We start from the raw sequence: 26,512 nt of genomic DNA, 5'->3' as shown, positions 1-26,512 counted from the left end.
TTTTACGCCTGTAATGAAGTTAATTGTAATGGCTGCGAATGCTGTTATTCCCTAGAGTGAAGAATGAGCGAGTAGAGAGTCTGTTTATCTGTGTAGTTTCTGACTTGGTATGAGATCCCCGATCCAGTCGTTCCTCCTTCTCGAGGATGACGAAGAGTGTGGGGGAATTAGCTCAATAGTATTTCACCTAAAGCGGTTTTTGTTTCTGTTTATGTCTAGGCAAACCGAAACGTTGAATCTAAGTAACACGAGTCCGTCATTCCCTAAAGTGAGGAACGAACGTAATAGGGAATCTCTGGCGGCTAAGCAGAAAAAGCACGCTCTATAAAAATATAGAGCGTAACTAGAATCAGTCGCTGGTGGAGTGCTTAAGAAAGATTAAACAGACGCTTTAAGTGGTGAACAATACCGGATGGCTTGTTCTCGGCTTGATAGATGTTCAAACCATCATAAAAACTCGCCATGAACTCTACGCGAATCTCATCATCACTGCTTCTCGATATACGAGACAGTAGCGTAGCGGCTACAGCTGCGTGATCATTGGCTAGGCTGTAATCCATTCCTAGTCGTCCTTGAATGAACAACCACAAATGCGTGACTAGTCTTAACTGTTGAGCGTTAGAGTTTTGAAACTTGTCGCTGTGCTCAGTGCCTACTGTATTATCGAATACATTTTGCATCGCCTCATTCGCTTCTTTATTGCTTTCAAAGCGATAGCTTGCATCGATATGTACTTTAGTTAGCAGGCCAAGCAACGTCTGACGTGCAGAGTTGTCCGGCTTGTTCTCGCAAGCGTGTTTAAACAAAGCGTGGTTTTCATCAATAAATGACGACAGCTCTTTCTCGTAGCCTGTCGAGAGCGCTTTGACTGAATCTAAACTTGCTTCTTTTAAACACTGGTGAAGCTTGGTTCTAGCTTGTTGTTTGGCTTTGATTTCTTGCTGCGCGTCGGCTTGCTGCTTGGCTTCTTCTTGCAGGCTAGCTTCTGTTTGCGAACTGTTCGGGGTTGGACGCTCAGTCATTACTCTGTAGCTCTTCCCAAGTTACTTCTGCAGATTGAGTATCGCTGTTTACGAAAGCAGAGTTACCCGACAGCATGACTGAAAGATCCATCGTTCGTTGTGTCATCGCTGCTAGCTGCTCAATGCCACCGTTGTCTAGACGAACGATCTGAGCTTTTAGGTAACCGAATTTACCTTTGTTCTGCTCCCACCAAACGTTTGATTTAGTGTTGAAGCTGAATACACGCACTGATTTAGATAGGCGAGTTGCCTTCTTAACACGCTCTGGATCAGGTTCGCCTACATCAACCCATTCTAGGATTTGATCGTCTAACGACTTCTGCCATAAATCGGGTTCTTCAATGCTAGACAACCCTTTAGTGAACTCAAGTTCAGGAGATGCATTGATACAGAAAGCCATGATACGAGCCATCATTCGCTGTTCTGTTTCAGAGGGGTGTTGTGCAACCGTTAGATTAAAAGAGTCGTAATAGTCGCGATTCATATCGGTTAAAGAGATACGAAACTTGTAGATTGTCGGTTTAAGAGCCATTGAGAGGGTGTCTTAGGTAGAAATAGTGAAGGGGAATATTACCTTAAATCTCTGAATAGCGGGTAAAAAAATAGCCAGCAGAGGCTGGCTATTTTTAGAAAGCTTTAAAATACTAAATTAAAGTACTTTGATGCTGTCAGCTTGTGGGCCTTTTTGACCTTGAGATACTACGAACTCAACTTTTTGGCCTTCAGCAAGAGTTTTGAAACCGTCGCCAGTGATAGCAGAGAAGTGTGCGAATACGTCTGGGCCGTTTTCTTGTTGAATGAAGCCGAAGCCTTTAGTTTCGTTGAACCATTTTACTGTACCAGTAACTGTGTTAGACATGATGATATCCTAAAATTAAATTTTTATTTTGAGCCAATTGTGGCACTGATAGCGCGGAAAAGTTTATTGCTATTGCGTACAACACAACGGGGTTACTAGTAATCCAACGAAATGTTTATATACAAAGAACTTTCTTTCTAGCCGGAGTGAAGTCTAAATCAAATCAGGGGATAGTCAATCGAATCCATAGTGAAAGGTTGCAGAAACTTGGGGGTAGTCAAACTTTGCATTCCTTAAATATCATGGAGTTACAGTTGTATGGTGATTTGTTGTAGTTTTTGTGAAAAAGGTGGTCGAAATTGATGACGAATTTGGAGTAAATGCACTGTTTTAGCGCATTCATTTTTGCAAATTTAAAGCCGCTAATTAGGTGTTGAACCCACTTTTAACGGCTTATATTTATAAATGTCGTTGTAAGGTAAATGTCTTTACTTGAACGAGGTCTCGGCTACTTTTTCAAGCGGTACAGGTTACCATTATCGGTGCTGAAGAAGATGTCGCCGTTTGGTGAAGTTTCGATGTCTCTTATTCTTTCGCCCAAGTCCTCTAAAATGCGTTCTTCCTCGATTGCCTCACCTTGTTCATTGACTGTCACAATATTGATGTGAGTAAGTTTTAGTGCGCCAGCCAGCAGTTTGCCTTTCAGCTCTGGGTACTTGTCTCCTTGGTAAACAATCAAACTGCCCGGAGCGATTGAAGGAACATAGACTTTTGTAGGCGCTTCAATACCATCTTTGGTTTCAGATTCGCCAACGCTGATAGGGCCCCAATACTCTTTTCCGTGTGAGGTGACTGGCCACCCATAGTTGGCACCTGCTTTTATTAGGTTGATTTCATCACCACCGCGCGGTCCGTGTTCAATTGACCAAAGCTTTTGAGTCGGGAAATCGTAATAAAGACCTTGTGGATTGCGATGGCCAAAGCTCCAAATTTCATTGAGCACCTTGCTGTTATCCGAGAGTGGGTTATCGCTTGGTGTGCTTCCATCGGCATTCAGTCGTAATATTGAGCCAGCATGAGTCATGGTGTCTTGGCCGTTGTCTCGATCACCTCGATCACCGATTGAAAAATACAGGTGGCTATCATCAAAGGTGATACGGCTACCAAAGTGACGTCCGGTGTCCGTTCTGGATTTAGATACAAACACGTCTGTCCAATTGGTAACTTCATTATTGTTGTAATTAGCAGAAGCCAGTGTTGTTACACCTTCACCATCGACGTCTTTACTGTAAGTGACGTAAAACTTTTCGTTTTCAAAAGGGGAGAGTGCGATATCCAATAATCCACCTTGGCCTTTCGCCCATACATTGGGCAACCTGAACAGTGTGTTTTGATCGCCTGTTTTTAAATCGACTTGTTTAATGACGCCTGATTTTTCTGTGACTAGCATCGACTTATCGTTGACATAAGCCAGCCCCCAAGGGATCACGAGTCCGTCGGTGATCTTCTCTGCCTGCCACGCAAAGGCTGAGGTTATAGGACCAGAGGCAAGCAGCGCTAAAGCACATGAAAAAATACGGTGATGAGTGTTCATTGAAGTCCCTTGATTATGATCATCTAGTGTTAGTCTAGCGCTAGTCACCGATAGGCGGAAAGCCGAGGTTGCTGAAAAGTGACTATTCACATATTTAGTTGAACGCCTATTGTATGATTATACAAGCTCACGTATGTTTACTGTGCCTTTCTCTATTTGATCCCGTCGGAGCACTATGAACAACTCGCCAGCAGCATTTTCGCTATTTTCTCAGTTTTTATGTTGTGAGTTAGATACGCACGATTTTTCTTCGAATGGACCTATTAAACGATGAGTCGTGGATTTGATTTTAAATCGATTTTACTTGCGTGTTTGGTCATCAGTATCGGCCAGCTCAGTATGGGTTTGGTGTTTCCTTCTTTACCTTGGATCGCAAAAGATTTTGATGTCTCACTAGAGCAAGCTCAGCTTTTGGTGAGTGTGTATTTATTAGGCTTTGGTCCTTCCCAGTTTATTTATGGCCCTATTTCCGATGCTTTGGGACGCAAGAAGGTGCTGTTAAGCGGTTTGTTGATTGCCATGCTGGGTCTCTTGATGATCATCTTCTTCAGTCACTCGTTTACTAGCATGGTGATGGGGCGATTCCTGCAAGGCTTAGGAACCGGTTGTTGCGCGGTACTTGCTCGTGCGTCTACGCGAGACAGATTCAGTGGGGCAGATTTGCCGCTCGCGATGTCTTACATTGCTATGGTTGCGTCTATTACACCTTTGATTGCGCCGGTTATCGGTGGATTCATTAACTTCCACTTCGGTTGGAGCATGGTGTTCATCTCACTACTTGGCTACGTCTCTTTGGCTTGGGTGGTATTGGCGTTCAAATTTAAGGAAACCGTGACTCAGGTTTCGGTGATCCCTTCACCGAAGAAAATGGTTTCTCAATATAAAGAGCTACTCACTTCTCGTTATTTTATGAGCTTTGCGAGTATCGGTTGGCTTAACTTTAGCTTGATGATCACCACTGTTTCGGTGATGCCGTTTATCATGCAAAACCAGATTGGTATGACGTCAGATGAATACGCGATGTGGGCGGTGATTCCTGCATTAGGCATGCTGGGCGGAACAAGCTTATGTAACCGAATTCGCCCTATGCTGGGTAACAAGAAAACACTGTTATGTACGCCTGTGCTACACATCTCAGCTGCGTTGTGGCTTTTCTTCTGTCCACTCGAGCCTTTGTATCTGATGCTTGGCCAGTTTTTGATGATTCTTGGTAATGGTATTGCGTTACCTTGTGCTCAGGCGTTAGTGATGTTGCCTTACAAGAAGAATGCAGGCGCGGCGGCAGCGATGTCTGGCGGAGGTCAAATGGTTGTGTCTTCTATGGTAAGTATGGGGCTGGTTCAGTTAGGGCTAGGGGAAGCATGGCACCTATCGATCGTGATTACGGTGTTCACACTGATTACTCTGTTTAATATTTTACGAGGCTTTAGTAGCCAAGAAGCAAGAGAGTCTCAGCTTAATTAGTGAGTAGATATTCTAATAAGGCCATTGAAGTTCTCTGATTTCAATGGCCTTTTTTTGTTGGGTGTTGGGTGTTGGGTGTTGGGTATGGTACTTGGAATGAAAGCCTGAGCTATTCGCAGACCACCGCAACTTTCTCACTTGCGGCTGTGCTAGCTGGAACTGGATGATCGATCAATCGGATAGGGGACTCGTACAAAGCAGACAAAGCTTCTTCATCGAGCAACTTGTCGGCACTGCCTTCAAATGCGATCTGTCCTTTTTTCAGGGCAACAATGTGTGTCGCGTAACGCAGCGCTAGGTTTAAATCGTGCAAGATGACGATCACCCCAACATTTTCATTTTTGTTGAGCTCAGATAGCAGACCCATAAGTTGGAACTGGTGATGAACATCGAGTGCCGATGTTGGTTCGTCGAGAATCAATACTGGTGACTGTTGTGCCAGCAACATAGAGACCCACGCGCGTTGACGTTCACCACCTGATAAATCATCCGCTAATGCCTGTGAAAACTCGGCGACACCAGTTCTTTCCATTGCCTGTTGAATGATCGACTTATCCTCAGAGTTCCAACGGCCTAATGCGCCTCTCCAAGGAAAACGCCCTAAGCGAACCAACTCTTCTACGGTTAAACCTGCAGAAGCGGGAAGCTTTTGCGGTAAATAGGCAATTTTTTTTGCTAAGTCTTTGCTTTTGAGTGAAGAAAGAGAAGATCCCTCGAACTCAACGATGCCGTGATCCGGTGACATTTGTCCTGATAGCAAGTTAACGAGCGTGGATTTGCCAGAACCGTTATGACCAAGAACTACGGTCAGTTCATCGGTCGGAATAGTGAGATCGTCAACTGAGAGAATGGTTCGGTTGTCTCGAACGATGTTGATGTTTGAAAGCTGGAACATGTCGGTCCTGTATCGAGACCAATAGCGATGCTTAATGAAAGCAAATCTGTCGCACTGGTCTTTAAAATAGTGGTTGTTATTTGGCCGTTTTTTTGTTGTCAGGGTGCCTAGGACAATCGTCGCAATACTTTCTTGAATCGCACTTATAAACGAGGCAGCAACTGACTCTGATCAGTTTTAGCATTCCTGATTGGGCATCGACCTTAAGGCTGTCTAAATGACTTTCAGGCAATTGGCATGCTTCTAACCAAAGCTTAGCTTGCCCAGTGATATAATCATTAGTCAGGCTTGGCTCGTGCTGCTGAAGTTTTATCAAACTGCCTAACAATAGATCGGCCAATAAATGATTGGTAAATCCTGGGCGAATACGTGTCCATTCACTGATCTGGCTGCGATAAAATTCAGTCAATGTAAGAATGGCTTCACTAGCCTGTGGGATAAGTTGTTCAGGTGAACCATGCTGATGATCACCATTAAAAAAGCGATAGCCAGTAATGAACTCTTTGTATCTAAACTGACCGATGTTCTTGATATCGGGCAGAGAATGAAGCCCATAGATAGAAATGAAAGTCACATAGATAGGCTGCCAGCACACGAGATCCCACGTACGCGTTAACCAATACGCTTTGCCTGCTTCAGGGTGGCTTTGCGCAAGCCCATCGTAAACTCGTTTGAGTTCTTTATGGCTATTCTCATTTGTTACCGCAATGCTTTTGCTATTAAGTGCCCCAAAGCTTCCGCTTAAATACGGGGTAACTTCTTTTGAGTAAGCGAAGATTTTTTGATGTAGAGACGGGGCTTTCCGACGAGTGATAATATTGTGCAGTTGGGGAAGCATCTTAAATCAATAAATGAGAATCAGTTGCGTTATCATAACGGACATAATCGAGGATAACCATACAAAATGGAGCATCTACTCGGTGCTTTTGACGTTTTTGAGATTTATAAAGTGTGGGTAGGCTGTACATTTTTAAGTGATAAAAGCCTTTTTAAATGATAAAACTATTGGTGAACCTAATCTTTTGCTACTTACTATAGAGAATATGAAAGCTTGAATATGAACACACCAGCATTTGATCGTATCAGCCGCGTTCTGGCTTATATCCATGCGAACTTAAGCTCGACATTATCGCTAGAAGATATTGCGAAACAAAGCTGTTGGTCTCGCTGGCAACTGCAAAGAGTGTTTCAAGCCGAAACTGGGCTTACTGTGGCGAACTATGTGAGAGAGCTAAAACTGAGTCAGGCTGCCGAAGAGCTACTTGATGGAAGAGAGCGGGTCATTGATGTTGCACTCGGGCTTGGGTTCAATTCAGAAATTAGTTTTAGTCGTTCCTTTAAGCAGATGTTTGGGGCAAGCCCAAGCCAATACAGAAAAGCGGGTAAAAGAGTAGGGCTAAGGAAGCCGATACAAGTATCTGAAACCGTCAGTGCGGAAGAAAAAGGCGCTCTGAGTTTTGTTGAAGTTCGAATCGACGAAAAAGAGTCGTTTCTTGTTAAAGGCATGACGTCAGAAATCAGCGGCTTGTTTTCACTGACCCAAGATTTTGCACAAAAAGTCCCTCAGTTATGGTCACGCTTGGAAAGTGAGGTGAGTTTGCCCGATGATAATGCACTGCAGTTTATTGGTGTTGTCGATCTCACTCAGTCATGCTTCGACGGGACTAACATTCATTATTGGGCAGGTGTCGAGCTTCATGACGAAGTTTCAATTCCGCAACTACCAAGCCTCATTTCTGAAAAGTTAGAAGTGCTGACCATCCCCAAGCAAACCTATGCCGTGGTGAAGCACTGCGGGCCTATCGAGAATCTGCGACATACCTTGAGTTGGTTTGTGCTGAATTGGATGCCAAGTTCCGGCTATCGTGGTCTTGATGGTTATGAGCTTGAAGTGTACCCATTTGGCTATCAAGCTCATGCTGCTAATGCAGAAATGGAGTACTGGATCCCTATTATTAAATCGTAGTCATATCCTCGTCATTCCCTCCCTAGCAAAGCCTTCTTGTTGAAAGGTTAATTGTATTTTTAATCATCAATTGACCTGTATTTCATTAAAATAGGCCAAGTTCTTTTTGAACTTGCACCAAATTGTTAATTATCCCATTCATAGATACATACAATGCAAATGAGATTTATTATTATTTATATTAAGCATTGGTACCGAGGGAATTATGACCACTCACACTCGTTTTAAGTATTCATCATTGGCAGTCGCTTTGTTGACTGCGTTCTCAGCGCAAGCGTTGGCGAAAGAAACCGTTACTGCGGCAGATTCGAATGTAGAAACTGTCACAATTATGGGCAAAGCGTATCGTAATACCGCAACGAAATCGGCACTTGAGCCAGAAGAAACGCCTCAAGGTATTACTGTTATTGATGAAGAACAGTTAGAGCAACGAGGTGTTCAATCTTTGAACCAAGCCCTTCGTTATGCACCTGGTGTTGTAACTGAAAACCGTGGTGGTTCTGTAACCATGTTTGATTCTTACTCTATCCGCGGATTTAACACCAACAACGTTAACTACTACGATGGTCTTTCACTTCAATTTTTGAATGGTTGGAACCTACAACCGCAGATTGATCCGATCGCAATGCAGCAAGTCGAGATCTTCAAAGGGCCTACCTCTGTGCTTTATGGCGCAATGCCTCCGGGTGGTATGGTGAACATGATTGCTAAAGCTCCGCAAACGGAATCGTCGACTAAAGTTGGTGTAGCAACAGGCTCTCGCAATCTACAAGAAGCGTCTATTGATACCACAGGTCAGTTTGGTGACAGTGATTTTTCTTACCGTTTGATCGCACTTGCTCGCAAGCAAGACAGTCAAGTTGATAATGCAGAAGAAGAGCGTTACTTAATTGCTCCTTCTGTCGATTGGCAAGCAACCGACAACACATTAATCAACTTCAATCTGTACTACCAGAATGATCCTTCAATGGGCATCAACTCGGCAATGCCACTCGATGTGCTGAAAGCAAGCGATCCGTCTGTTTCTATGGGTGATAAGAACTGGAGTAAATTCGAACGTGAAGTGTTGATGGTTGGCTATAAGATTAACCATGACTTCAATAACAATTGGACGTTCTTACAGAATGCTCGCTATACCGACGCATCTCTATATCAAGAGAACACTTACCATGTGAGTTACGATCCAAGTACGCCGAACCAGCTAGACCGTTACTTGTACTCTACTGATGAGAGCTTTAAAGGTTTTGTTATTGATAACCAGTTGAGCGGTATCGTTAATGTTGGTTCAGTAGAGCATAACTTATTACTTGGTTTAGATTACCAAGACCTAGATGGCAATGTTAACTACTCGTCGTACAGTGCGAATGGTAGTGGTTTCAATAGCTTTGATCCATTGAACCCGAACAATGATTTACTAGACCGTAGTGATGTGACTAAGACGGGTGAATATCTAGATGACACGACGTCAAGTCAGCTAGGTTTCTATGTTCAAGACCAAGTTCGTTTAGATGCATTAGTACTGATTGCTGGTGCGCGATTTGATCACTACAAATCTGAGAGTGATTACTACGCTCATGAATCTGATCATAAACAATTTACTTACCGTTTAGGTGGTTTGTATCAGTTTGATAATGGGTTAGCGCCATTCGCAAGTTACGCGACGAGCTTCGAGCCAGCTCCGGGTGTTGATAAATCGGGTAATGAGTTTGATCCAGAGAACGCACAACAAGCAGAGGTTGGTGTGAAATACCTGTCTGACGATATGTCGAAAGAAGCAACGGTTTCTTTATTCCATATTGTTAAGCAAGACATGTTGATGACAGACCCGACAAACGTTTATGGTCCAAGAATCCAAGTAGGTGAAGTTGTATCGCAAGGTGCAGAACTATCTGGACGTTGGTTTGCGACAGAAAACTTCGATATTGCGGCTTCATACACGTATGTTGATATGGAAATTACCGAAGACTCTAGCAACGGTTTAGAAGGTACGACACCAATCTATGTGCCTGAACACACAGCTAACATGTGGGCTAACTACAACGTATTTAACGGCATGCTAGCAGGCTCTCGATTCAGTGCAGGTGCTCGTTACGTTGGCGAAATGCAAATGGACGCAAGCAATACTCAAGGTAAAGTTCCGTCTTACACGGTTGTTGATTTGTCGGTGGGGTATGATTTGGGTGCAGCAAGCGATACGCTATCTGGCGCAACAGCGAACCTAGCCGTGAACAATATTTTCAACGAAGAATATTACGCGTGTTACGACCAATCGAACTGCTGGTTTGGTGCTGAGCAGTCTGTAGAGCTAAGCGTAAACTATGAATTCTAACTAGGTTAGGGTGATCAATTTTAAAGCAGCCTTCACTGGGCTGCTTTTGTCGTTTGAAGAAATATAGAATTTAGATTGAGTAGGCAACAGTATGAATTTACAACGAATAGCTTCCCATTTTTCTAAAGTAAAGTGCTTGAATGCAAAGCTTGTAGTAACCGTATTAGCGAGCGCTTTATCGTTTAATGCGATGGCGGATTTTCAAGTTGAAGACAGTGAGGGTGTTAAAACCCTTGAAGCTCAGCCTGTTAGAGTTGCGGCGCTGAACTGGGACATAGCTGAACAAGTGATTGAACTCGGTGTAACGCCAGTAGCAGTACCTGATATTGCAGGTTATACCGATTGGGTTGTTCAACCTGCAATTCCAGAAGGCGTGGCGGACATTGGCACACGAACAGAGCCTAATTTTTCCGCTTTGAAGAAGCTAAACCCTGATGTGATTCTTATCGCTTCACCGCAGAAAGATCTTCAGGAGCGACTTTCTGAAATCGCGCCCGTGCTTTACTACCAAACGTACAGTGATCAGCACAACAATGCAGCGGCTGCTATCGAGAACTTCAAGAAGATCGGTCAGCTGCTTGGCAAAGAAGAACAAGCGAATCAAAAGCTGGCCGCAATGGATGAGCGTATCGCTGTTCTAAAAGCTGATTTAGACCAAGCGTACCCAGGCGACAAGCCGAAAGTGACCTCTTTCCGTTTTGCGAGCACCAATTCGGTATACATTTACGGTGATAACTCGATTCCACAATATGCACTTGAGCAGCTTGGCTTTGATAATGCGATGGATCTGCCTCCAAGTCAGTGGGGTATCAGTCAAAAGCGTATGACCGAGCTTAAGAACGTGAAGAAGGGGATTGCGCTTTACTTTGAACCTTTCCCGTATCAAGACAAGCTGGACCGTTCTCCGGTTTGGAAGAGCATGCCCTTTGTTCGCAATGGTCAATTTAGCCCAGTCGCAGCAAGTTGGAGCTACGGCGGTGCAATGTCGATCTTGTATAACGCAGAAGCCATGGCGCAATCGTTGTTGACGCTAGCGGAGCAGTAATGAAATCCAGTGGTTTTATGATGGGGGCTGCGCTGCTTTGTGCTGCCCTTGTTCATTTATGGTTAGGGCAGTCGGAATTTGGCCCTATTGGTGAGTTGCTTCAGCAAGCCTCACAGATCAGTGACATCGCGACATTCAACTCAATGGTCGATGATTCATTCGAGCTGATGGCGTTAGCCTATGTCAATTTACCTCGCTTGGTGATGGCAATCTTGGTTGGCGGGACACTTGGCACTATCGGCAGCTTGTTTCAACAACTGACACAGAATCGCATGATGTCCCCGTTAACTTTGGGTACATCATCAGGCGCTTGGCTTGGTCTGGTTATTCTGAATGTGGTAGCGCCGATGTTGGTCGCTCAGTATTCAGTTTGGTTCGCTCTAGTTGGTGCGCTGCTTGCGATGGGGCTGATTGTTTCGATTGTTGGCATCAAAAACATGAGCGGCTTGCCAATTGTATTAGCGGGTATGGCGGTCAACTTGTTGCTAGGTGCATTTGCAACGGCAATTATTCTGCTTAACGACCAGTACGCACAGAATCTGTTTGTATGGGGAGCGGGCGACCTAGGACAGAATGGCTGGGAACAAGTACTGTGGTTAATGCCTAAGTTATTGCCGATCTTTGCCATCTTCTTCTTGGCGCCAAGAGTTCTGACTTTGCTTTCGATCGGTACTGAAGGAGCCGCAGCGCGCGGTCTTAACATCGGTACTACCTTTTTTGTATTGATGGCTATTGGTGTTTGGTTAGTTTCAGTGTCGATTACCTCAGTGGGTGTGATCAGTTTTATTGGCTTAATTGCTCCAAATATCGCAAGGCACTTAGGCTTCTTAAAGGCGAAATCTGAACTCATCGCAAGCTGTGTATTAGGTGCGTTACTGCTGTGTGTCACTGACAGCTTGGCTATCTTCTTGGCGCAGTGGTCTTTGGACATGATTCCAACAGGGACGGCAACTGCAGTGATTGGTGCTCCTGCGTTGATTATTATTGCTAGAAAGCAGTTATCTGCTCAAGATCAGCTGTTTTTCTCGATGCCTAAAGGGCCAAAGTTTATTTCACCTTTGGCTTACTTCTTGTTAGGCACAATGATCTTAGGTTTGTTGGCGTTAAGCACGTTGTCACAGCCATCTTCTGATATAGGCTATTTTGTTATTCCAGACGCATTTGAATGGTCGATTCGTTGGCCGAGAATGCTAACCGCAATATTCGCTGGTGGCGGCTTGGCGGTGGCTGGTGTGATTTTACAAAGATTGGTCTACAACCCGCTCGCCAGCCCGGACATTCTTGGTGTGTCGGCGGGGGCGGTTCTGGCGTTGATTTTCAGTAGCTTATTCATGGGCTATTTGATTCACTCATTGAGCCCTTGGATTGCTTTCTTAGGTAGTGCGATTGCGCTTTGTTTATTGCTGTTCCTTGGCAAGAAGCATCAGTTTGCGCCATCGATTTTGATCCTCACTGGTATTTCGTTGACCGCAGTTTTGGAAGCTTTGGTGCAATTCTCTTTAACGCGAGTGGGAGAGGGAAAATACACCTTATTGGCTTGGTTGGCCGGTTCTACCTATCGTGTTGAACCAGAGTCAGCAATGATTATGACCATGGTGATAACGGCTTCTATCGGGGCTGCTTTGCTGTTGAGTCGTTGGGTGACCTTAATTGCGACGGGACGTCAGTTCGCGAGTGCCAGAGGGTTGAATATCAATATCGCCTACGTGGCATTGTTGTGTATTGTTGCGATCTTATGTTCGGTCGTGACAACTACCATGGGGCCTGTCGCGTTTGTCGGCTTGTTGGCTCCGCATATCGCCGCAATGGTGGGTGCGCGTTTGGTTAAAGAACAGATCATCTTGTCGTTTTTAATTGGTGCTGCACTCATGCTATTCGCAGACTGGTTAGGGCAAGTGGTGGTATTCCCAGCTCAACTCGCTGCAGGGACGTTAGTTTCCATTATTGGTGGTAGCTACTTCATCTTCTTGTTAGTGAAATCTCGAAGAACATAGGTTCTACCAAAACTGAGAGTCCTTGATTATAAAAGATACGAATGAAAAGCAGTGAATGGAGCGATCCGCCACTGCTTTTTTATTGATGTCGTTTGTGTAAGGGGGCGGCGTTAAGCAACACAGGTCTCGCTTCTTAATGTGCAAGTTTGGCATATGTTAATAAAATGTATAATCTAAAGGTCTGACCACTTGTAAGGTAGCCACTATGCCAAACCTCGAACGTATTACTTGTTCTATCGATGAAAACCAAATTGCGACGGTTGTGTTGAATCGACCCGATAAGCTCAATGCTATTGATATGGCAATGTTTGAAGCCGTTAATGACATGATAAGTGAGCTCAAGAAGAACAGAGATATTCGAGCTGTTATTGTTAAGGGCAGTGGTTCCGATTTTTGTTCTGGCTTAGATGTTAAATCGTTATTGAACAGTAAAGTTGGGGCGATGAAGCTTTTGTTCAAATGGTTACCGACATTACCTAATGCTGCGCAGCACTTTTCGCTTGGTTGGCGAGAGATCCCATGTCCTGTCATTTTTGCGATTCATGGTCGTTGTTGGGGAGGCGGCCTTCAATTAGCCAGTGGTGGTGATTTTAGGATGGCCAGTCCAGACGCGACTTTCTCGATATTGGAAGCCAAATGGGGTTTGATTCCTGACATGGGAGGCGCCATCGCATTTCGAGAGTTAATGCGTAAAGATCACACCTTAGAAATGGCGATGACCGCTAAAGAGATCGACTGTGAAACAGCGAAAGACTATGGGCTGGTAACCAAGATTGCCGAAGATCCTTACGCTGAAGCTTATGCGTTGGCACTTGAGTGTGCGAATCGGTCGCCAGATGTTGTCGCTGCTAATAAGAAACTCTACAACAAGACTTGGTGGTCAAGCCCTGGCATGGCAGTGTTTTACGAGACCTGGTATCAGATAAAGGTAGGGTTAGGCAAGAATAGAGCAATCGCTGCTCAACGTGAAATTCATCGAGACAAGCCACGTTCATACGTCGCGAGAAAGTTCAAATAGCGTTTGTACAGGAATAACGGATATTCCATTTGTTTATGGGGCTTTGCGGTAACCTTAGAGCAATTTAATGTCTAAGGCTAAATGAGCAATCTGATGAACAAAACTTTTACTTACTCGCTAGCTGCCACCGCAATTTTTACAAGCTTAAATGCTTTCGCAAGTGGTTTGTTTTTACAAGAAGCTGTTGTCGCCAATGCCGGTACTACTGGTGCTGGTGACGGTGTTTATACTCGTTCGGCTGCGGCGATGTGGACCAATCCTGCCACTATGTCTCATATGGGCGAAAGCAAAACCACGATCAATACCATGGCGTTTGATCTTGAGATGCAATATCAAGACAACGGCGACAAGCAAGATGGTAAAGCTCATTCAGTCATGCCTTCATTTGGCGCCTTCCACGCGCATCAAGTCACAGACAAATTACACCTTGGTATCGCGCTTGGCGCTGTTGGTGGTTCTAGCCTTGATTACGGCAGTGAGTGGGCGGGAGCTGAACTCTTAGAAGATATCACCCTCACTGCGATGCAAGTAAACCCATCACTAAGCTACCAACTGAATGACCAGTGGTCAGTAGGCGCGGGTGTGCAATTCAGCTGGGCAGCATTTGAGCAGTCAACTTCTGGGTTTACAGCTAAACAAGATACCGATTGGACCTATGGATATAACCTTGGTGTGATGTATACACCAACGGATAAACTTAAGTTGGGTGCTAGCTACCGCTCGAAACTAGAACATGAGTTTAAGAATGAGTTAAAAGGCCCATTACCTGGTAGCAATCGTTCTTTATCTACGGATATTGCGTTACCTGAGATTGTCGATGTCAGTGCGAGCTATGCCTTGAACCAACAACTTGACCTATTGGCAAGTATTCAGTTCCATCGTTGGAGCGCGTGGGACGAGACAGTACTAGACTTTGGTGCATCAGTTGGTGGTGACCCTGTAGGCGGAATTCCAATCAAGCGTGACTGGGATGATGTTTGGAAATTTGCGGTTGGTGCTGATTACCAACTTAACTCAGACTGGCGTTTAAAAGCGGGCTTCTCTTACGAGACCTCACCACAAGATGATCCGTCAATGCAATGGGTTGACCTCCCTGTTGGCGAACAGTATCGCTACTCAGTAGGTGCTTCAACGTATTGGGATGATATCTTGATCGATGTGTTCTACGAATACGCTGACTTGGGTTCGGTTGAAATGGATCGTCTAATGGTTGATGGTTCGTTCGATGGCCGTATCCACTTTGTTGGCGTTAGTGCGACCTTCTAATGACATTACGTAATCTATTACTTGTTGCTGTGGCAACGTTCGGATCGATGGGTGCTTTTGCTGAAGAGAAGCACCCTGATGATCCGACTAAAATCGTGACAAAAGCTGGCGTTGCTTATAACGAAGATTTGCAGTTCTCAGGCTCTATTGGTTTAGATGAAGCGCGAATGATCAATGCTCGTGTCAATGCAGACGGTGAAGAGTGGCGATTAGGCGGTTCATGGCTGTTGCCTATGGGTATTGTGAACTTCAACTTTAGCCGTTCTGAATATGACAACGATGCTTATAAGAACAACTACAGTATTGGCACATTTATACCACTGAGCTATTTCGATATTGAGCCGTTCGGTTGGCAAATCTTCCCTATGGCTGGTTACAGCTATAACGACGGTGAAGTAGCTGTTTTTGATGACGATAATGTTGGTTCTGACTATGTGTTGATGCCGAGTTCAACACACGGTGGCTACATTGGTGCGTTTGGCTTAAAAACGATTACGGATGAATGGTCTATCATGGGCTTCGGTGGTGGTTCGATGGGGTCTGATGATTATTCAGGGTATTGGGCTGGCGTCGGTGCTAGCTACAAGTTGAGTGATGCTCAATCATTCAACTTCTTCACTATTTTTGCTGAGGACGATTTCGGTGAAAATAACAGTGTTGGTGCGTCTTACACCTATGAATTCAAATAGTTATTCTCATATATCGTCTTAGATAAAAAGAACTGAGTGTAGGTCCACTAATTTAGTGAATCTACACTCAGAACTTATCGCTTTTCTATGATCTTTCTAGTGTTGAGGTCGTGTTAGCAAGCCGCTTCGTAACGTTCAACATAGCTCTGCATTACCGCGTTCATCGCTTTCGTGATATTTGTGTATTGTGCTTCTTCTAGGTTCGCGAGAGACACACGCAGAGACCACGTTGGCGCATCAAAACCTGCCCCCGGCATCACAATCACGCCATGTTCTTCAGCAAGGCGAACCAAGAAATCCAGCGGCTCATACGTATCTTCTAACCATGCGAAAAAGTCGTTGCTGTGAATCGTTTGAGCAATCTCTTTTAGATCAATCTCCACGTAATAGAACGCACCGGTTTGATCGCCTTCAGCAACGATTGGCGCGGCTAGATTCTTCTGCATTAGAGTGTGGTAGCGACGACGCACTATCTGTTTTGCGAGTCGTTTGTACTCTTCGCCATCCTTCATCAAAGACAGTAGCGAGAACATTGTCATTTGAATCTGCTGAGGTGTTGAAAGACCGGCAGTATGGTTCAATGCCACTGCGCGGCTGTCTGCCACCAAACGGTCAATGAACTTAATCTTACTCGGCTCAAGTGCAATGCCTTGGTACCGCTGAGATAACGTGCTTCGAGTGTCTTCAGGAAGATCTCGAATCATGCGGTCGAAATTATTGTCTTCATGCACGCCAATCACGCCTAAACGCCAGCCTGTTGCACCAAAGTATTTAGAGTACGAATACACTAGAATCGTGTTCTTCGGAGCCAGCATTGCCAGTGATGTGAAGTTATCAGCGAAAGTGCCATAAACATCATCAGTAAGTAGGATGAGGTCAGGGCGACGGTTAGCCACCTCTGCAATCTTATAGAGTATCTCATCGCTTAATCGAACCGAAGCAGGGTTGCTTGGGTTAACAAGGAAGAAAGCTTTAACACTTGGATCGTTCAGTTTTTCTAATTCAGAGTCTGGAATTTGCCACGCAGACGCTTCATCCGCCATGATTTCTACTTTGTTGAGCGCGTAATCTTCTAGCTCTGGCATTTCGATATACGGAGTGAAAATCGGCGCACCAATCGCGATGGTGTCACCAGGGTTCAATAGTCGGTTGCTCTTTAGCGTGTTAAAGATGTAAACCATGGCCGCTGTGCCACCCTCAACTGCGAACAAGTCAAACTTTCCTGCAGGTAATGGCTGCGAGCCCGCCATTTCTTGCTCAATGTATTTGCGAGCAATAAGTTCTGAATATTTGAGCATGCGATCAGGCACTGGGTAGTTGTTACCTAGAATTCCCTCAACCCATTCATAAATAAGCGCATCACCGTCTACCTGATATTGATCCGTAATAAACTGGAAGGCTTCAATGAGGAATTGCACACCTTCTTGGTCTTCGTATTTTTCACAAAACTGAAGAAAGCGCAGGCTAATATCCTGTTGAACTCCCATTCCACCAAAGCCTTCATACCCTGAGAAATTCGATTTTGATTCTTCTAGTGCAAACATACCTAATTGGAAAAAGGCTTCACGTGGCGCTGTCGCGACCCAGTTTGGGTTACCACGACCAGCGTTGATCATGGTTTTCTCATGTGAATGCTGAGCAAGGTCGATCAGTGTGTTTTTTACTTCGAATGGGCTTAGTGTTTCTAGGCGTTTTTCATCTGTGCGTTTCATAGTCGGTTCTCTTTAAACTTGTTTAAGATCCAAGTTTGTTGGATATATAAGTAAGTTAATTTCTTTGAGCAGCTAGCCTGCTTGGCTAGCTACTGTGTTAAATCGTTAATGAATAAGTTGAATCATCAATTGGCTGATTCGGTGTTGATTACGAGATTTTGGTAATTAGGTTGATGATGATCGGACCCCATAAGGTGAGGAAGATATTGGCAACCGCATAAGTCATCGTGAAACTCGGTACTGGTGTGCTGTTTTGTGTTTTTTCTAGTAGCGATGCGAATGCAGGGTTTGCACTGCGGCTACCCGCGATAACCGCTAGCGCTTCTACTGGGTTTTTGATTTTGAGTACGTAGTAGTTGAATAGGAACGTCAGTACTTGAGGAATTAGAGTGACCAACACACCTAGCAGTAAAAGCGTTACGCCATTCTCTTTGATTGCCGTCAGCGCTGGAGCGCCTGCATTAATACCAACAACCGCAACAAATACTGCAAGGCCGAATGTCTGCATAAAGTTGGCTGCGCCGTGGTTAACACTGCCTAAACGAGGTGTGCGCATTCTTAAGTAGCCAACCAATAGGCCAGAGACCAAACAACCTAAACCTGAACCTAGAGCGATATGAGAACCGCCGATGGTGAAACCAATCTCGCCAATCAGATAGCCAAGCACCATGCCAAAAGACATTGTTACGAAGTCAGTTACGCTTGGAAGCGGGCTGTTGTAGCCGACTTTTTTGGCTACTTTGGCTAGGTCTTCTTTTTGTCCAACTAAGGTGATTTCGTCACCAATGTGCAGTTCAGTTTCTGGCAATGTCGAAATATCATGGCCCATGCGTGATAGCTGAGTGATATAAACACCACGACGAATACGTGCGTTCGTTTCATCGTGAAGCTTACGTAGCGTAATACCCGCTAGTTTCTTATTCGTGAGTACGACTTTCTGTTGTGTTTGGACAACATTGCTTTCTTCACTAAATTCACCGAGTTCGATACCCAACGAGGTCACTTTAGGAAATGCCTGAGTCAGACCAGTAAGGTAAACTTTGTCATCCGCCGCTAAAATAGGGTTCTTCGCCAAATCTAACGTTAATTCTGTGTCTTCGTGTGAGCGGTAAATAGCTTCAATTGTGAGGTCGGCATCGAATGCTTCTTCTAACTCGACAACACTTTTTCCAACAAACATAGAGTTCGCGGTCACTTGATAAGCACGAGAAGATACGCGGTTCAATGCAGAGAATTCACCCTCGTTTAGCTGCTTGCTGCCTGCGCCCATTTTTTCCGCAAGCTTTTTCGCTTCTTTGGTTATGTTCCAACCCATTACCATTGGAATGAGTGACATCATTAGAATCGGACCAAGAGAGCCGAAGATGTAGGTGATCGAGTAACCCACAGCCACGTTTGTTTTAAGTGTTGAGGTGACATCTGGCGCTAGGTTCAGCTGATCGATAGCATTACCTGCAGTACCTATGATTGCCGATTGTGTTAAGCCACCAGCCGCAAGGCCCGCCGCTAAACCTTTATCTAGTCCTGCCCATTTAGAGAGCAATACAACCGTGATTAATCCTACAAACGTCATCACAAACGAAGCGAACAAGCGGGTTAGCGATGAAAGGCGGAATGACGAGAAAAACTGCGGACCGCCGTTGTAACCCACCATAAAAATAAATAAAGCAAAGAAGATGCTTTTTACTTCGTTAGAGATCGCGATACCGCCGATCTGACCAAGTGCTACAGCAACAAGCAGTGAACCTGCGATTCCACCTAATTCAAACTTACCGATTTTAATTTTACCGATTAAGTAACCGAGACCGAGTGATAAAAAGAGCGCTATAAACGGATAGTCTCTAAGTTGTTCAATAATAAATGACATAGTAATCCTTGAATGAAATAGCATCATCATTGACTCGCTATTTCATTTTTTAATTTGGTTTAACGTTTGATTAAGCATTAATCAAAATTTGGTTGATGAACTGATCTAATGCTTTATTTTTAATAATCTGGGCTTCATCCAGTCTTCTACTTTTTATGATGCAGTCGCGATGATTTTTTATGGTCATGCATTTTATCTTTGTGATGTTTATCATGATGACCATCAGAATGGTGATTGACTAAATGCTTATGACCTTCTGGGTTGCCACCATGTTGACCAGAATGAGAGGGTTGATGTTCTCTATATTCTGAATGGTCTTTATTATGTTTATGGGTAACATCTTCTCCATATATACGTTTCATCTTTTCTTTAATAGCGACTTTAGTGTGATTAATTTGATTCGACATAGTTAACTCGTTTATTTGTTTAAGGAACGATGAGAATTATATCGATCGAGAAAATAGATAAATCATGTTCAAATAAAATAGCAATAAAACAAAAATTGAGTGCCGATTGATATTTTTATTTTAAGTGTTTGATTTTTAAGGTTTGATTTTTATTTTATATAAGATTGGGTGGATGTTATATGAGTTTGATTTATTGGCAGTGTCGATAGATAGAATGACCAGACTTAAAAAACAAGGTGAACACATGAGTAAGTATAAAGGCGTTATTGTCGGGTCAGCTCTTTTTATATTACTGTCTTTTGTATTTGGCTTTCATTATGTAAAAGGTGAAATGATCAAAGAGAAGGTCGCTAATTTTAAATTGCCAGCCATATCTGTAACAACGGAAAAAGTAAATCAAGATACTTGGGATAAAAGTTTAAAAGTCATTGGTAACATTCATTCTAATCAATCTATTGATGTGACGAGCCAAATGTCTGGCCAAGTAAAAGAGATTCTCTTTACTTCAGGTCAGCAAGTAAATAAGGGTGATGTTCTTGTTAAATTGGATGATGCGTTATTGAAGTCCAACTATAAGAGCCAGCTATCCAAAGTTGAATTGGTAAGAGTCGAATTGATGAGAAATAAATTGCTCCTTAGAAATAACAGTGTTTCAAAAAACTCGGTTGATAAGCTACAAGCTCAATTTAATGCTGAAGGTGCAAAGCTGGAATATATTGCTACGCAAATTGACTACATGAAAGTGAAAGCGCCATTTTCTGGCAGTGTTGGGATTCGCAATATCGATGTGGGTGATTTTATTAATTCGAGCACTGCGATTGTCGAGCTGGAAGACAAATCAAAGCAGTATGTCGATTTCTCTATTCCAGAGCTTTATTTACACGATGTGAAGGTAGGGCAGGATTTACAGTTTTATTCAGAAGCAACCAACGACGAAGTCTTTCACGGCACGATTTCTGCCATTGAACCGAGCTCAGACAGCAACACGCACAATATCGAATTGAGAGCCATGGCTAACCAAGCTGTGCCGTTAGAAGCGGGTATGTATGTCGACGCTACGTTAATCACATCGGAATCGGACACTATCGTGGCAGTGCCTTCTGTTGCGATCAGTTACACCTTATACGGGAACACCGTGTTTGTGTTGGATACGTCGACCCAAAAGGCCAGCGAACACACAAGCAAAGATGCATCACCATTCTATGAATACAAGGTTGTGCAACGCACTGTCGAAGTCGGCCCTAAACAAGGTGGCTATGTTGGCGTGGTTTCGGGCTTGAAAGCAGGGGATATGGTTGTGACTTCAAACCAACACCAGCTTAAGAATGGTGGATGGGTTCTGGTTAATAACCAACATCCGCTGATCACTGACAAAAGCACTAAGCAAAGTAACTAGGAAACTCCCATGACATTTACTGATGTATTTATCAAACGTCCAGTTTTGGCTACGGTATTAAGCCTTGTACTGTTGGTGTTAGGTCTTAAAGCCTTCACCTCACTGCAAGTGCGCCAATATCCAGAAATTGAAACGGGCGTTATTACCATTACAACGAGTTACCCAGGTGCCAGTGCATCCAGCGTTCAAGGGTATGTGACGCAGCCACTGCAGGCAGAAATTGCTCAAACAGCGGGCATTGATTACATGACATCGGATAGTGCTCTGGGTAAGTCGGTTATTACGGTTTATTTGAAGCTAGGGTATCCATCGGACAGTGCTTTGACTGAGATTTTGTCTCTCGTGCAGCAAGTAAAATATAAGCTGCCATCGGGCGTATTGGATCCAAGTATTCTTAAGTCGACGTCTCAGTCTCCGATCTTATATGTTTCATTTTCGAGTGACACATTGAAGACGGAGCAAGTCTCGGACTATGTGAGCCGTGTGGTTAAGCCGACTTTCTCTACTGTTGAAGGGGTGTCAAAGGTCGACATGTTGGGGCAAGAAGATTTTGCAATGCGAATTTGGCTGAACCCTCAACGACTGGCTTCATATGGTCTGACGGCTGAAGATGTCCAAAACGCGCTTCGTGCAAATAACATTGTGAGTGCGGCGGGCAAGCTGCAAAATCCTTATATCGAAGTTGATATTAACGCTCATACCGATTCAAGTTCAGTAGACGATTTCAAGAACATGTCTTTGAAGACGCATGATGGGCAACTGGTGCACTTGAAAGATGTGGCGACGGTTGAACTAGGCGCAGCAAACTATGACTCAGACGTTGAGTTTAATGGTGTGACTACCGTATCAACGGCGATCAGCAATACGGCAACGTCGAACCCGTTAACCGTTGTTGAAGGCATTTACGAATTGCTTCCGCAGATCCAAGCAGGCCTACCTGACGGCATTAAAGCGGACGTAATCTATGACTCAACTAAGTTTATCGAAACCTCAATTGATGAAGTAGCGAAAACCTTAATGGAAGCTGGGCTGATCGTTGTCATCGTTATCTTCGCCTTTTTGGGCTCAATGCGAGCAATGTTGATACCACTTGTAACGATTCCTTTGTCATTGATTGGCTCTATGTTCTTCATGTTGAGCATGGGCTTCAGTATTAACCTGTTGACGCTGCTTGCCATGGTATTGGCGATATCGCTGGTGGTTGATGATGCCATCGTTGTTGTAGAAAACACCTTTCGTCACTTAGAAGATGGCACCAGCCCAATTAAGGCCGCAATAGACAGTGCACGTGAAATTGCAGGCTCGGTTATTGCGATGACCATTACATTGGCCGCAGTGTATGCGCCTATTGGTTTCATGGGAGGACTCACCGGCAAGCTGTTTACGGAGTTCGCATTCACCTTGGCGGGTTCAGTATTAATTTCGGGTTTCATCGCCTTAACGCTAACGCCGATGATGTGTTCAAAACTGCTTAATAAATCGGTTCTCGACGGAAAACTGGTTAAGAAAATCGATGCGGTAATTGAAGGCGTAACAGAGCGCTACCGTAAAGTGCTCGAACATGTGTTGAACAACCGTGTTTATATTTGGCCAGTGGTAGGAACGTTGCTGATCAGTTTGGTGTTCATGTTCATGAATACTTCATCGGAACTGGCACCTGAAGAAGATCAAGGCGTGATGATTGTGATGGGGCAAGGTCCTGCACAAGCGAATACCGATTACATTCGCCATTTTACTCCGGCTCTGATTGACTCTATCAACAAGAACGATGAAGTCGAAATGACCATGCTAGATAACGGTTACATGAACAACAATGCGTTCTTTGGTTTAGGTGTATTGAAAGATTGGGATTCACGCGAAGCAACGGCAAAAGAGGTGATGCAACGTTTCGAAAAAGAGAGTTCTGTATTACCGGGTTTGCAGGTGTATACCTTCTCCCCACCAGATTTACCAGGTACGCCGCAAGGTCTGCCATTCCAGATGGTTCTGAAAACGCCAACGGGTTCTTATCAGGATCTCTATCAATACGCTGAAAAACTGAAAGAGTACGCGCAAAAGAGTGGCAAGTTCATCTATGTACAAAACGACCTGAATTTTAATAAACCACAGGTAGAGATTCGCATCGACCGCGATAAAGCCGCTCAGATGAACGTGAACGCTCAAGACATCGGTACCGTGTTGTCTCGCTTTATCAGTGAAGGCTTCGTGAATTACTTCTCGATGGATCAGCGCAGCTACCAAGTTATCACTCAGGTACCTAACGAGAATCGTAACTCTTGGGATGATTTGAAGAACTACCACGTACGCTCTAACACCAATAAGATGGTACCGCTGGCGTCATTGATTGAAATTAGCCAATCAGTGCAGCCATCGAAAGTGGATCAATTTCAACAGCTTAACAGCGCCATGATTGAAGCGAAAATGATGCCGGGAATCAGTATCGGGGAAGCCTATAAAGTGATGGAAGAAGGGGCGGCGAAGATATTGCCTAAGTCTTATACGACGGATACTTCAGGCCAATTGAGACAGTTCCTACAAGAAGGCTCTTCACTGGTTACGACGTTCTTCCTAGCGCTTGTGATCATCTACTTGGTATTGGCAGCGCAGTTCGAAAGCTTACGAGATCCACTAGTGGTATTAACCAGTGTGCCACTGTCTATCTTTGGTGCCCTGATGCCACTGTATTTGGGCATTGATACGCTCAACATATACACCGAAGTGGGGCTGGTGACCTTGATAGGCTTAATCAGTAAGCACGGTATTCTGATTGTGGAGTTTGCAAACCAAATGCAACAGGAATTGAAATGCAGCCGACGCGAGGCAGCTATTCGTTCTGCGACTGTTCGAATGAGACCAGTATTGATGACCACAGCAGCAATGGTTGTCGGTGTTGTACCGCTCCTGATTGCAAGCGGAGCTGGCGCTCAAAGCCGTTTCTCGATTGGTTTGGTCATCACGGTTGGTATGTCGGTGGGTACATTATTCACCTTGTTCGTTGTACCAACGATATACACCTACTTGGCGGCGGATCACCGCGGGCAAGAACAAGGCGTTTAGTCCGTTATCTGGCTGGTTACTTTAGTCGGCCAATACACATAGAAGCTTAATCAACACGAATCCCAATTTATGAGCCTTATCGCTTAGGGATTCGTGCACTCAAAATTTAGAAAATTAGAGGTTCACATGAAATTACATTACCTATTCCCATTGATCGTTTTATTCACTGCTGGTTGTTCAAGCAACATGCCAAATAAACAAGAAATCCAGAGCGTCGACTCAAACCACTACTTCATTGATAGCCAGTTTGATGACGACATGAAAGGGGTATCGTGGATAGCCAAAGACAGCCGTTCACTTCACTTTAATGAGTTTGAATTTACTACTGTTGGCATAAAAAGTTCGGGGATTGACAAGCGAGTATCAAAGCAGGTTCAGTCTCAATTCAAAACACAGCTCCACAAGAAAATGGACGAGAAGCTGGCGACTAAATTACAGGGCTACAAGAACGTATTGTTGGAGAATAAGGAGCTCGATATTAGCGTGATGCTCTATGACATCAATGATATTCCAGAAGACATGCGTGTGACTGAGTTTATCCCTGTGGGCTCTGTTATCGGCGCCATTAAATATGCGGCAGGCACTCGAGACCGTTCGATTCGTATATTGGCGAGTGTGGATTTGAAAGATCATGATTCATCTCAGCTCATTGGTCGCCGTATTTTCGTCGTGAACGATAATGGCGTACTTGAGAACGACAAATCAGAAATCACCATAGATATGCTCGATAAAAACCTGGAGCAAATTACCCAACAAGCGGTCGACTTTGCTTTTGAAGTGACTTATCTCGATAAAAAGCAAGGGTAGTGTGATGCAAGCTCGTAAACAGAACAGCGCTAGTCAACGCATCGGGATTGGTGAAAGTCTAGCTAGACACAAAAACACGCTTGCTCTACTTGTTATCGGCCTCGCTGTGAATGCTTCAGCGTATGCCAATACTGGCGGTGCTGATGAACGAGCAAGCTATGAGCAATGTATCTTGTCTTCATTGGCCAAAGCAACCAATCAACAAAGTATTGAGTGGTTAAAGCAGCAATGCGCATCCCAAGAAGCCGTTACATCAAACAAAACACCCGAAAATAAGTTCTCGGGTGAAACCAGCGAAGACGGTTTAGACTCAATCAGCGAAAGTGCACTTGAGTCTAAAGTCCCGCGATTGAAGATGGAGTACACAACCGAAGATAACCCGTTTGTAATAACGCCTTATCGCTTGAACTACATTTTGCCCGTGACTCACATGACCAACGTGAATACACAGCCATATGGGGATGAGCGATTCGGAGGTAAAGCGGATGACCTCAGTGATGAAGAGATCAAACTGCAATTAAGTTTAAAAATTCCGGTGGTCGATGATGGTGTGTTTAATCAAGCAGATAAAATCTATTTTGGTTTTACGCTCAAATCATTTTGGCAGGCGTACTCTTCTGATATCTCGGCACCGTTTAGAGAGACCAACTATCGCCCAGAACTCTTCTATGAAACACCTTTAAATATCGAGTCAGCTGATGGTGTTTGGTTCTCGCGCTTAGGTTTAGAGCATGAATCTAACGGACGAACGGCAGAGCTTAGTCGTAGCTGGAACCGCGCTTATGTTGGGCTAGGGTATACCGAAGATGATTTTGCGGTTTACTTCCAGCCTTGGTACAGAATCCCAGAGTCGAGCAGTAGCGATGACAACCCTGATATTCAAGATTATCTCGGTCACTACGAATTGTCTGGCGCCTACAAATGGGATGGTTTCGAGGTTTCAGCATTGGGTCGTTATAACTTTCAAACCGGGTATGGCGGAATACAGACATCACTCAGCTTTCCTCTGTATGGCCGATTACAAGGGTATGTTCAATATTACAAAGGTTACGGAGAGAGCTTGATTGATTATGATTACAACAGCGAAAGGATTGGTGTAGGTATTCTGCTAACCAATGCGTTGTAGCGGTTATCGTTTTTTTATCAAAGATTTTATCGCTTTTTATTAATAGCTTAACGATTACT

The 26,512-nt window shown here is 44.2% G+C and carries 21 protein-coding genes; 12 read left to right on the top strand and 9 right to left on the bottom strand.

The features are described from left to right. Positions 1 to 368 precede the first annotated feature (368 nt). The 4 genes from MSG36_RS10560 to MSG36_RS10545 all read right to left on the bottom strand — a co-directional run bounded on the left by MSG36_RS10560 (position 369) and on the right by MSG36_RS10545 (position 3,415). Positions 369 to 1,022 carry a hypothetical protein gene (locus tag MSG36_RS10560; protein WP_248367675.1) on the bottom strand — a complete coding sequence of 218 codons (654 nt, stop codon included), beginning with the start codon at positions 1,020 to 1,022 and terminating at the stop codon, positions 369 to 371. Next, entirely contained in the window at positions 1,015 to 1,554 is a 540-nt protein-coding gene (locus tag MSG36_RS10555; RefSeq protein WP_050648175.1) for a YaeQ family protein, read from the bottom strand. Before MSG36_RS10555 ends, MSG36_RS10560 begins: the two co-directional genes overlap by 8 nt. A 117-nt stretch (positions 1,555 to 1,671) precedes the next feature. After that, positions 1,672 to 1,881 carry a cold-shock protein gene (locus MSG36_RS10550; protein WP_010430417.1) on the bottom strand — a complete coding sequence of 70 codons (210 nt, stop codon included), beginning with the start codon at positions 1,879 to 1,881 and terminating at the stop codon, positions 1,672 to 1,674. A 448-nt stretch (positions 1,882 to 2,329) separates the two neighbouring features. Then, positions 2,330 to 3,415 carry a PQQ-dependent sugar dehydrogenase gene (locus MSG36_RS10545; RefSeq protein ID WP_248367673.1) on the bottom strand — a complete coding sequence of 362 codons (1,086 nt, stop codon included), beginning with the start codon at positions 3,413 to 3,415 and terminating at the stop codon, positions 2,330 to 2,332. 270 nt (positions 3,416 to 3,685) lie between these two features. On the opposite strand from MSG36_RS10545, the gene MSG36_RS10540 reads away from it, so the two are divergent. Further along, positions 3,686 to 4,879, top strand: coding sequence for a multidrug effflux MFS transporter (locus tag MSG36_RS10540; protein ID WP_248367672.1), 1,194 nt, complete (start codon positions 3,686 to 3,688; stop codon positions 4,877 to 4,879). 109 nt (positions 4,880 to 4,988) lie between these two features. Here MSG36_RS10540 and MSG36_RS10535 read toward each other — a convergent pair whose 3' ends face one another. Both MSG36_RS10535 and MSG36_RS10530 read right to left on the bottom strand, forming a co-directional pair. After that, complete coding sequence (locus tag MSG36_RS10535) at positions 4,989 to 5,774, bottom strand: ABC transporter ATP-binding protein (protein WP_122081081.1); 786 nt, start codon at positions 5,772 to 5,774, stop codon at positions 4,989 to 4,991. Positions 5,775 to 5,850: 76 nt separating this feature from the next. Further along, on the bottom strand, positions 5,851 to 6,612 hold the full coding sequence (locus tag MSG36_RS10530) for a siderophore ferric iron reductase (protein ID WP_248367670.1): 762 nt from the start codon (positions 6,610 to 6,612) through the stop codon (positions 5,851 to 5,853). Between the two features lie 219 nt (positions 6,613 to 6,831). On the opposite strand from MSG36_RS10530, the gene MSG36_RS10525 reads away from it, so the two are divergent. The 7 genes from MSG36_RS10525 (at position 6,832) to MSG36_RS10495 (ending at position 16,081) form a co-directional block, all read left to right on the top strand. Next, positions 6,832 to 7,740 (top strand): helix-turn-helix domain-containing protein, encoded by a 909-nt coding sequence (locus MSG36_RS10525; RefSeq protein ID WP_248367667.1) that lies wholly within the window; start codon positions 6,832 to 6,834, stop codon positions 7,738 to 7,740. Positions 7,741 to 7,945: 205 nt separating this feature from the next. Then, positions 7,946 to 10,069: a TonB-dependent siderophore receptor gene (locus MSG36_RS10520; protein ID WP_248367664.1), complete on the top strand. Its 2,124-nt coding sequence runs from the start codon at positions 7,946 to 7,948 to the stop codon at positions 10,067 to 10,069. Positions 10,070 to 10,160: 91 nt separating this feature from the next. After that, positions 10,161 to 11,114 carry an iron-siderophore ABC transporter substrate-binding protein gene (locus tag MSG36_RS10515; RefSeq protein ID WP_248367661.1) on the top strand — a complete coding sequence of 318 codons (954 nt, stop codon included), beginning with the start codon at positions 10,161 to 10,163 and terminating at the stop codon, positions 11,112 to 11,114. Continuing rightward, on the top strand, positions 11,114 to 13,108 hold the full coding sequence (gene fhuB / locus MSG36_RS10510; protein ID WP_248367658.1) for a Fe(3+)-hydroxamate ABC transporter permease FhuB: 1,995 nt from the start codon (positions 11,114 to 11,116) through the stop codon (positions 13,106 to 13,108). The genes MSG36_RS10515 and fhuB overlap by 1 nt, the downstream gene beginning before the upstream one ends. Positions 13,109 to 13,313: 205 nt before the next feature. Continuing rightward, positions 13,314 to 14,126, top strand: coding sequence for a crotonase/enoyl-CoA hydratase family protein (locus tag MSG36_RS10505; RefSeq protein WP_248367656.1), 813 nt, complete (start codon positions 13,314 to 13,316; stop codon positions 14,124 to 14,126). Between the two features lie 93 nt (positions 14,127 to 14,219). Further along, on the top strand, positions 14,220 to 15,392 hold the full coding sequence (locus MSG36_RS10500) for an outer membrane protein transport protein (protein WP_248367654.1): 1,173 nt from the start codon (positions 14,220 to 14,222) through the stop codon (positions 15,390 to 15,392). Then, positions 15,392 to 16,081, top strand: coding sequence for a hypothetical protein (locus tag MSG36_RS10495; protein WP_017077542.1), 690 nt, complete (start codon positions 15,392 to 15,394; stop codon positions 16,079 to 16,081). Before MSG36_RS10500 ends, MSG36_RS10495 begins: the two co-directional genes overlap by 1 nt. A gap of 113 nt (positions 16,082 to 16,194) precedes the next feature. On the opposite strand, the gene MSG36_RS10490 is transcribed toward MSG36_RS10495, so the two are convergent. The 3 genes from MSG36_RS10490 to MSG36_RS10480 form a co-directional block, all read right to left on the bottom strand. Then, on the bottom strand, positions 16,195 to 17,793 hold the full coding sequence (locus tag MSG36_RS10490) for a bifunctional aspartate transaminase/aspartate 4-decarboxylase (RefSeq protein ID WP_248367652.1): 1,599 nt from the start codon (positions 17,791 to 17,793) through the stop codon (positions 16,195 to 16,197). 148 nt (positions 17,794 to 17,941) lie between these two features. Further along, positions 17,942 to 19,660 (bottom strand): aspartate-alanine antiporter, encoded by a 1,719-nt coding sequence (aspT, locus tag MSG36_RS10485; protein WP_248367650.1) that lies wholly within the window; start codon positions 19,658 to 19,660, stop codon positions 17,942 to 17,944. Between the two features lie 146 nt (positions 19,661 to 19,806). After that, a complete protein-coding gene (locus MSG36_RS10480) occupies positions 19,807 to 20,067 on the bottom strand; it encodes a hypothetical protein (protein ID WP_086968269.1) in 261 nt (86 codons plus the stop codon). Positions 20,068 to 20,239: 172 nt separating this feature from the next. Between MSG36_RS10480 and MSG36_RS10475 the strand changes: the two genes are divergently transcribed. The 4 genes from MSG36_RS10475 to MSG36_RS10460 all read left to right on the top strand — a co-directional run bounded on the left by MSG36_RS10475 (position 20,240) and on the right by MSG36_RS10460 (position 26,453). Beyond that, entirely contained in the window at positions 20,240 to 21,463 is a 1,224-nt protein-coding gene (locus MSG36_RS10475) for an efflux RND transporter periplasmic adaptor subunit (protein ID WP_348983442.1), read from the top strand. 9 nt (positions 21,464 to 21,472) lie between these two features. Next, positions 21,473 to 24,520: an efflux RND transporter permease subunit gene (locus MSG36_RS10470; protein ID WP_248367646.1), complete on the top strand. Its 3,048-nt coding sequence runs from the start codon at positions 21,473 to 21,475 to the stop codon at positions 24,518 to 24,520. 126 nt (positions 24,521 to 24,646) lie between these two features. Continuing rightward, positions 24,647 to 25,327: a DUF3313 family protein gene (locus MSG36_RS10465; RefSeq protein WP_086774802.1), complete on the top strand. Its 681-nt coding sequence runs from the start codon at positions 24,647 to 24,649 to the stop codon at positions 25,325 to 25,327. Between the two features lie 4 nt (positions 25,328 to 25,331). Continuing rightward, complete coding sequence (locus tag MSG36_RS10460; RefSeq protein WP_248367644.1) at positions 25,332 to 26,453, top strand: phospholipase A; 1,122 nt, start codon at positions 25,332 to 25,334, stop codon at positions 26,451 to 26,453. Positions 26,454 to 26,512 lie beyond the last annotated feature (59 nt).

It is taken from the genome of Vibrio sp. 1CM8B (assembly GCF_023161685.1).
GTDB lineage: Bacteria > Pseudomonadota > Gammaproteobacteria > Enterobacterales > Vibrionaceae > Vibrio > Vibrio coralliirubri.
This window is presented reverse-complemented; position numbering and strand designations above follow the sequence as displayed.

Excerpts from the sequence above, each read along its gene's own strand:
- MSG36_RS10480 (WP_086968269.1), bottom strand. The coding sequence starts at position 20,067 with ATGTCGAATCAAATTAATCACACTAAAGTCGCTATTAAAGAAAAGATG.
- MSG36_RS10515 (WP_248367661.1), top strand. The coding sequence starts at position 10,161 with ATGAATTTACAACGAATAGCTTCCCATTTTTCTAAAGTAAAGTGCTTG.
- MSG36_RS10460 (WP_248367644.1), top strand. The coding sequence starts at position 25,332 with ATGCAAGCTCGTAAACAGAACAGCGCTAGTCAACGCATCGGGATTGGT.
- MSG36_RS10475 (WP_348983442.1), top strand. The coding sequence starts at position 20,240 with ATGTTATATGAGTTTGATTTATTGGCAGTGTCGATAGATAGAATGACC.
- MSG36_RS10545 (WP_248367673.1), bottom strand. The coding sequence starts at position 3,415 with ATGAACACTCATCACCGTATTTTTTCATGTGCTTTAGCGCTGCTTGCC.
- MSG36_RS10560 (WP_248367675.1), bottom strand. The coding sequence starts at position 1,022 with ATGACTGAGCGTCCAACCCCGAACAGTTCGCAAACAGAAGCTAGCCTG.
- MSG36_RS10555 (WP_050648175.1), bottom strand. The coding sequence starts at position 1,554 with ATGGCTCTTAAACCGACAATCTACAAGTTTCGTATCTCTTTAACCGAT.
- fhuB (WP_248367658.1), top strand. The coding sequence starts at position 11,114 with ATGAAATCCAGTGGTTTTATGATGGGGGCTGCGCTGCTTTGTGCTGCC.
- MSG36_RS10525 (WP_248367667.1), top strand. The coding sequence starts at position 6,832 with ATGAACACACCAGCATTTGATCGTATCAGCCGCGTTCTGGCTTATATC.
- MSG36_RS10540 (WP_248367672.1), top strand. The coding sequence starts at position 3,686 with ATGAGTCGTGGATTTGATTTTAAATCGATTTTACTTGCGTGTTTGGTC.
- MSG36_RS10465 (WP_086774802.1), top strand. The coding sequence starts at position 24,647 with ATGAAATTACATTACCTATTCCCATTGATCGTTTTATTCACTGCTGGT.
- MSG36_RS10470 (WP_248367646.1), top strand. The coding sequence starts at position 21,473 with ATGACATTTACTGATGTATTTATCAAACGTCCAGTTTTGGCTACGGTA.
- aspT (WP_248367650.1), bottom strand. The coding sequence starts at position 19,660 with ATGTCATTTATTATTGAACAACTTAGAGACTATCCGTTTATAGCGCTC.
- MSG36_RS10490 (WP_248367652.1), bottom strand. The coding sequence starts at position 17,793 with ATGAAACGCACAGATGAAAAACGCCTAGAAACACTAAGCCCATTCGAA.
- MSG36_RS10520 (WP_248367664.1), top strand. The coding sequence starts at position 7,946 with ATGACCACTCACACTCGTTTTAAGTATTCATCATTGGCAGTCGCTTTG.
- MSG36_RS10535 (WP_122081081.1), bottom strand. The coding sequence starts at position 5,774 with ATGTTCCAGCTTTCAAACATCAACATCGTTCGAGACAACCGAACCATT.
- MSG36_RS10550 (WP_010430417.1), bottom strand. The coding sequence starts at position 1,881 with ATGTCTAACACAGTTACTGGTACAGTAAAATGGTTCAACGAAACTAAA.
- MSG36_RS10505 (WP_248367656.1), top strand. The coding sequence starts at position 13,314 with ATGCCAAACCTCGAACGTATTACTTGTTCTATCGATGAAAACCAAATT.
- MSG36_RS10530 (WP_248367670.1), bottom strand. The coding sequence starts at position 6,612 with ATGCTTCCCCAACTGCACAATATTATCACTCGTCGGAAAGCCCCGTCT.
- MSG36_RS10500 (WP_248367654.1), top strand. The coding sequence starts at position 14,220 with ATGAACAAAACTTTTACTTACTCGCTAGCTGCCACCGCAATTTTTACA.
- MSG36_RS10495 (WP_017077542.1), top strand. The coding sequence starts at position 15,392 with ATGACATTACGTAATCTATTACTTGTTGCTGTGGCAACGTTCGGATCG.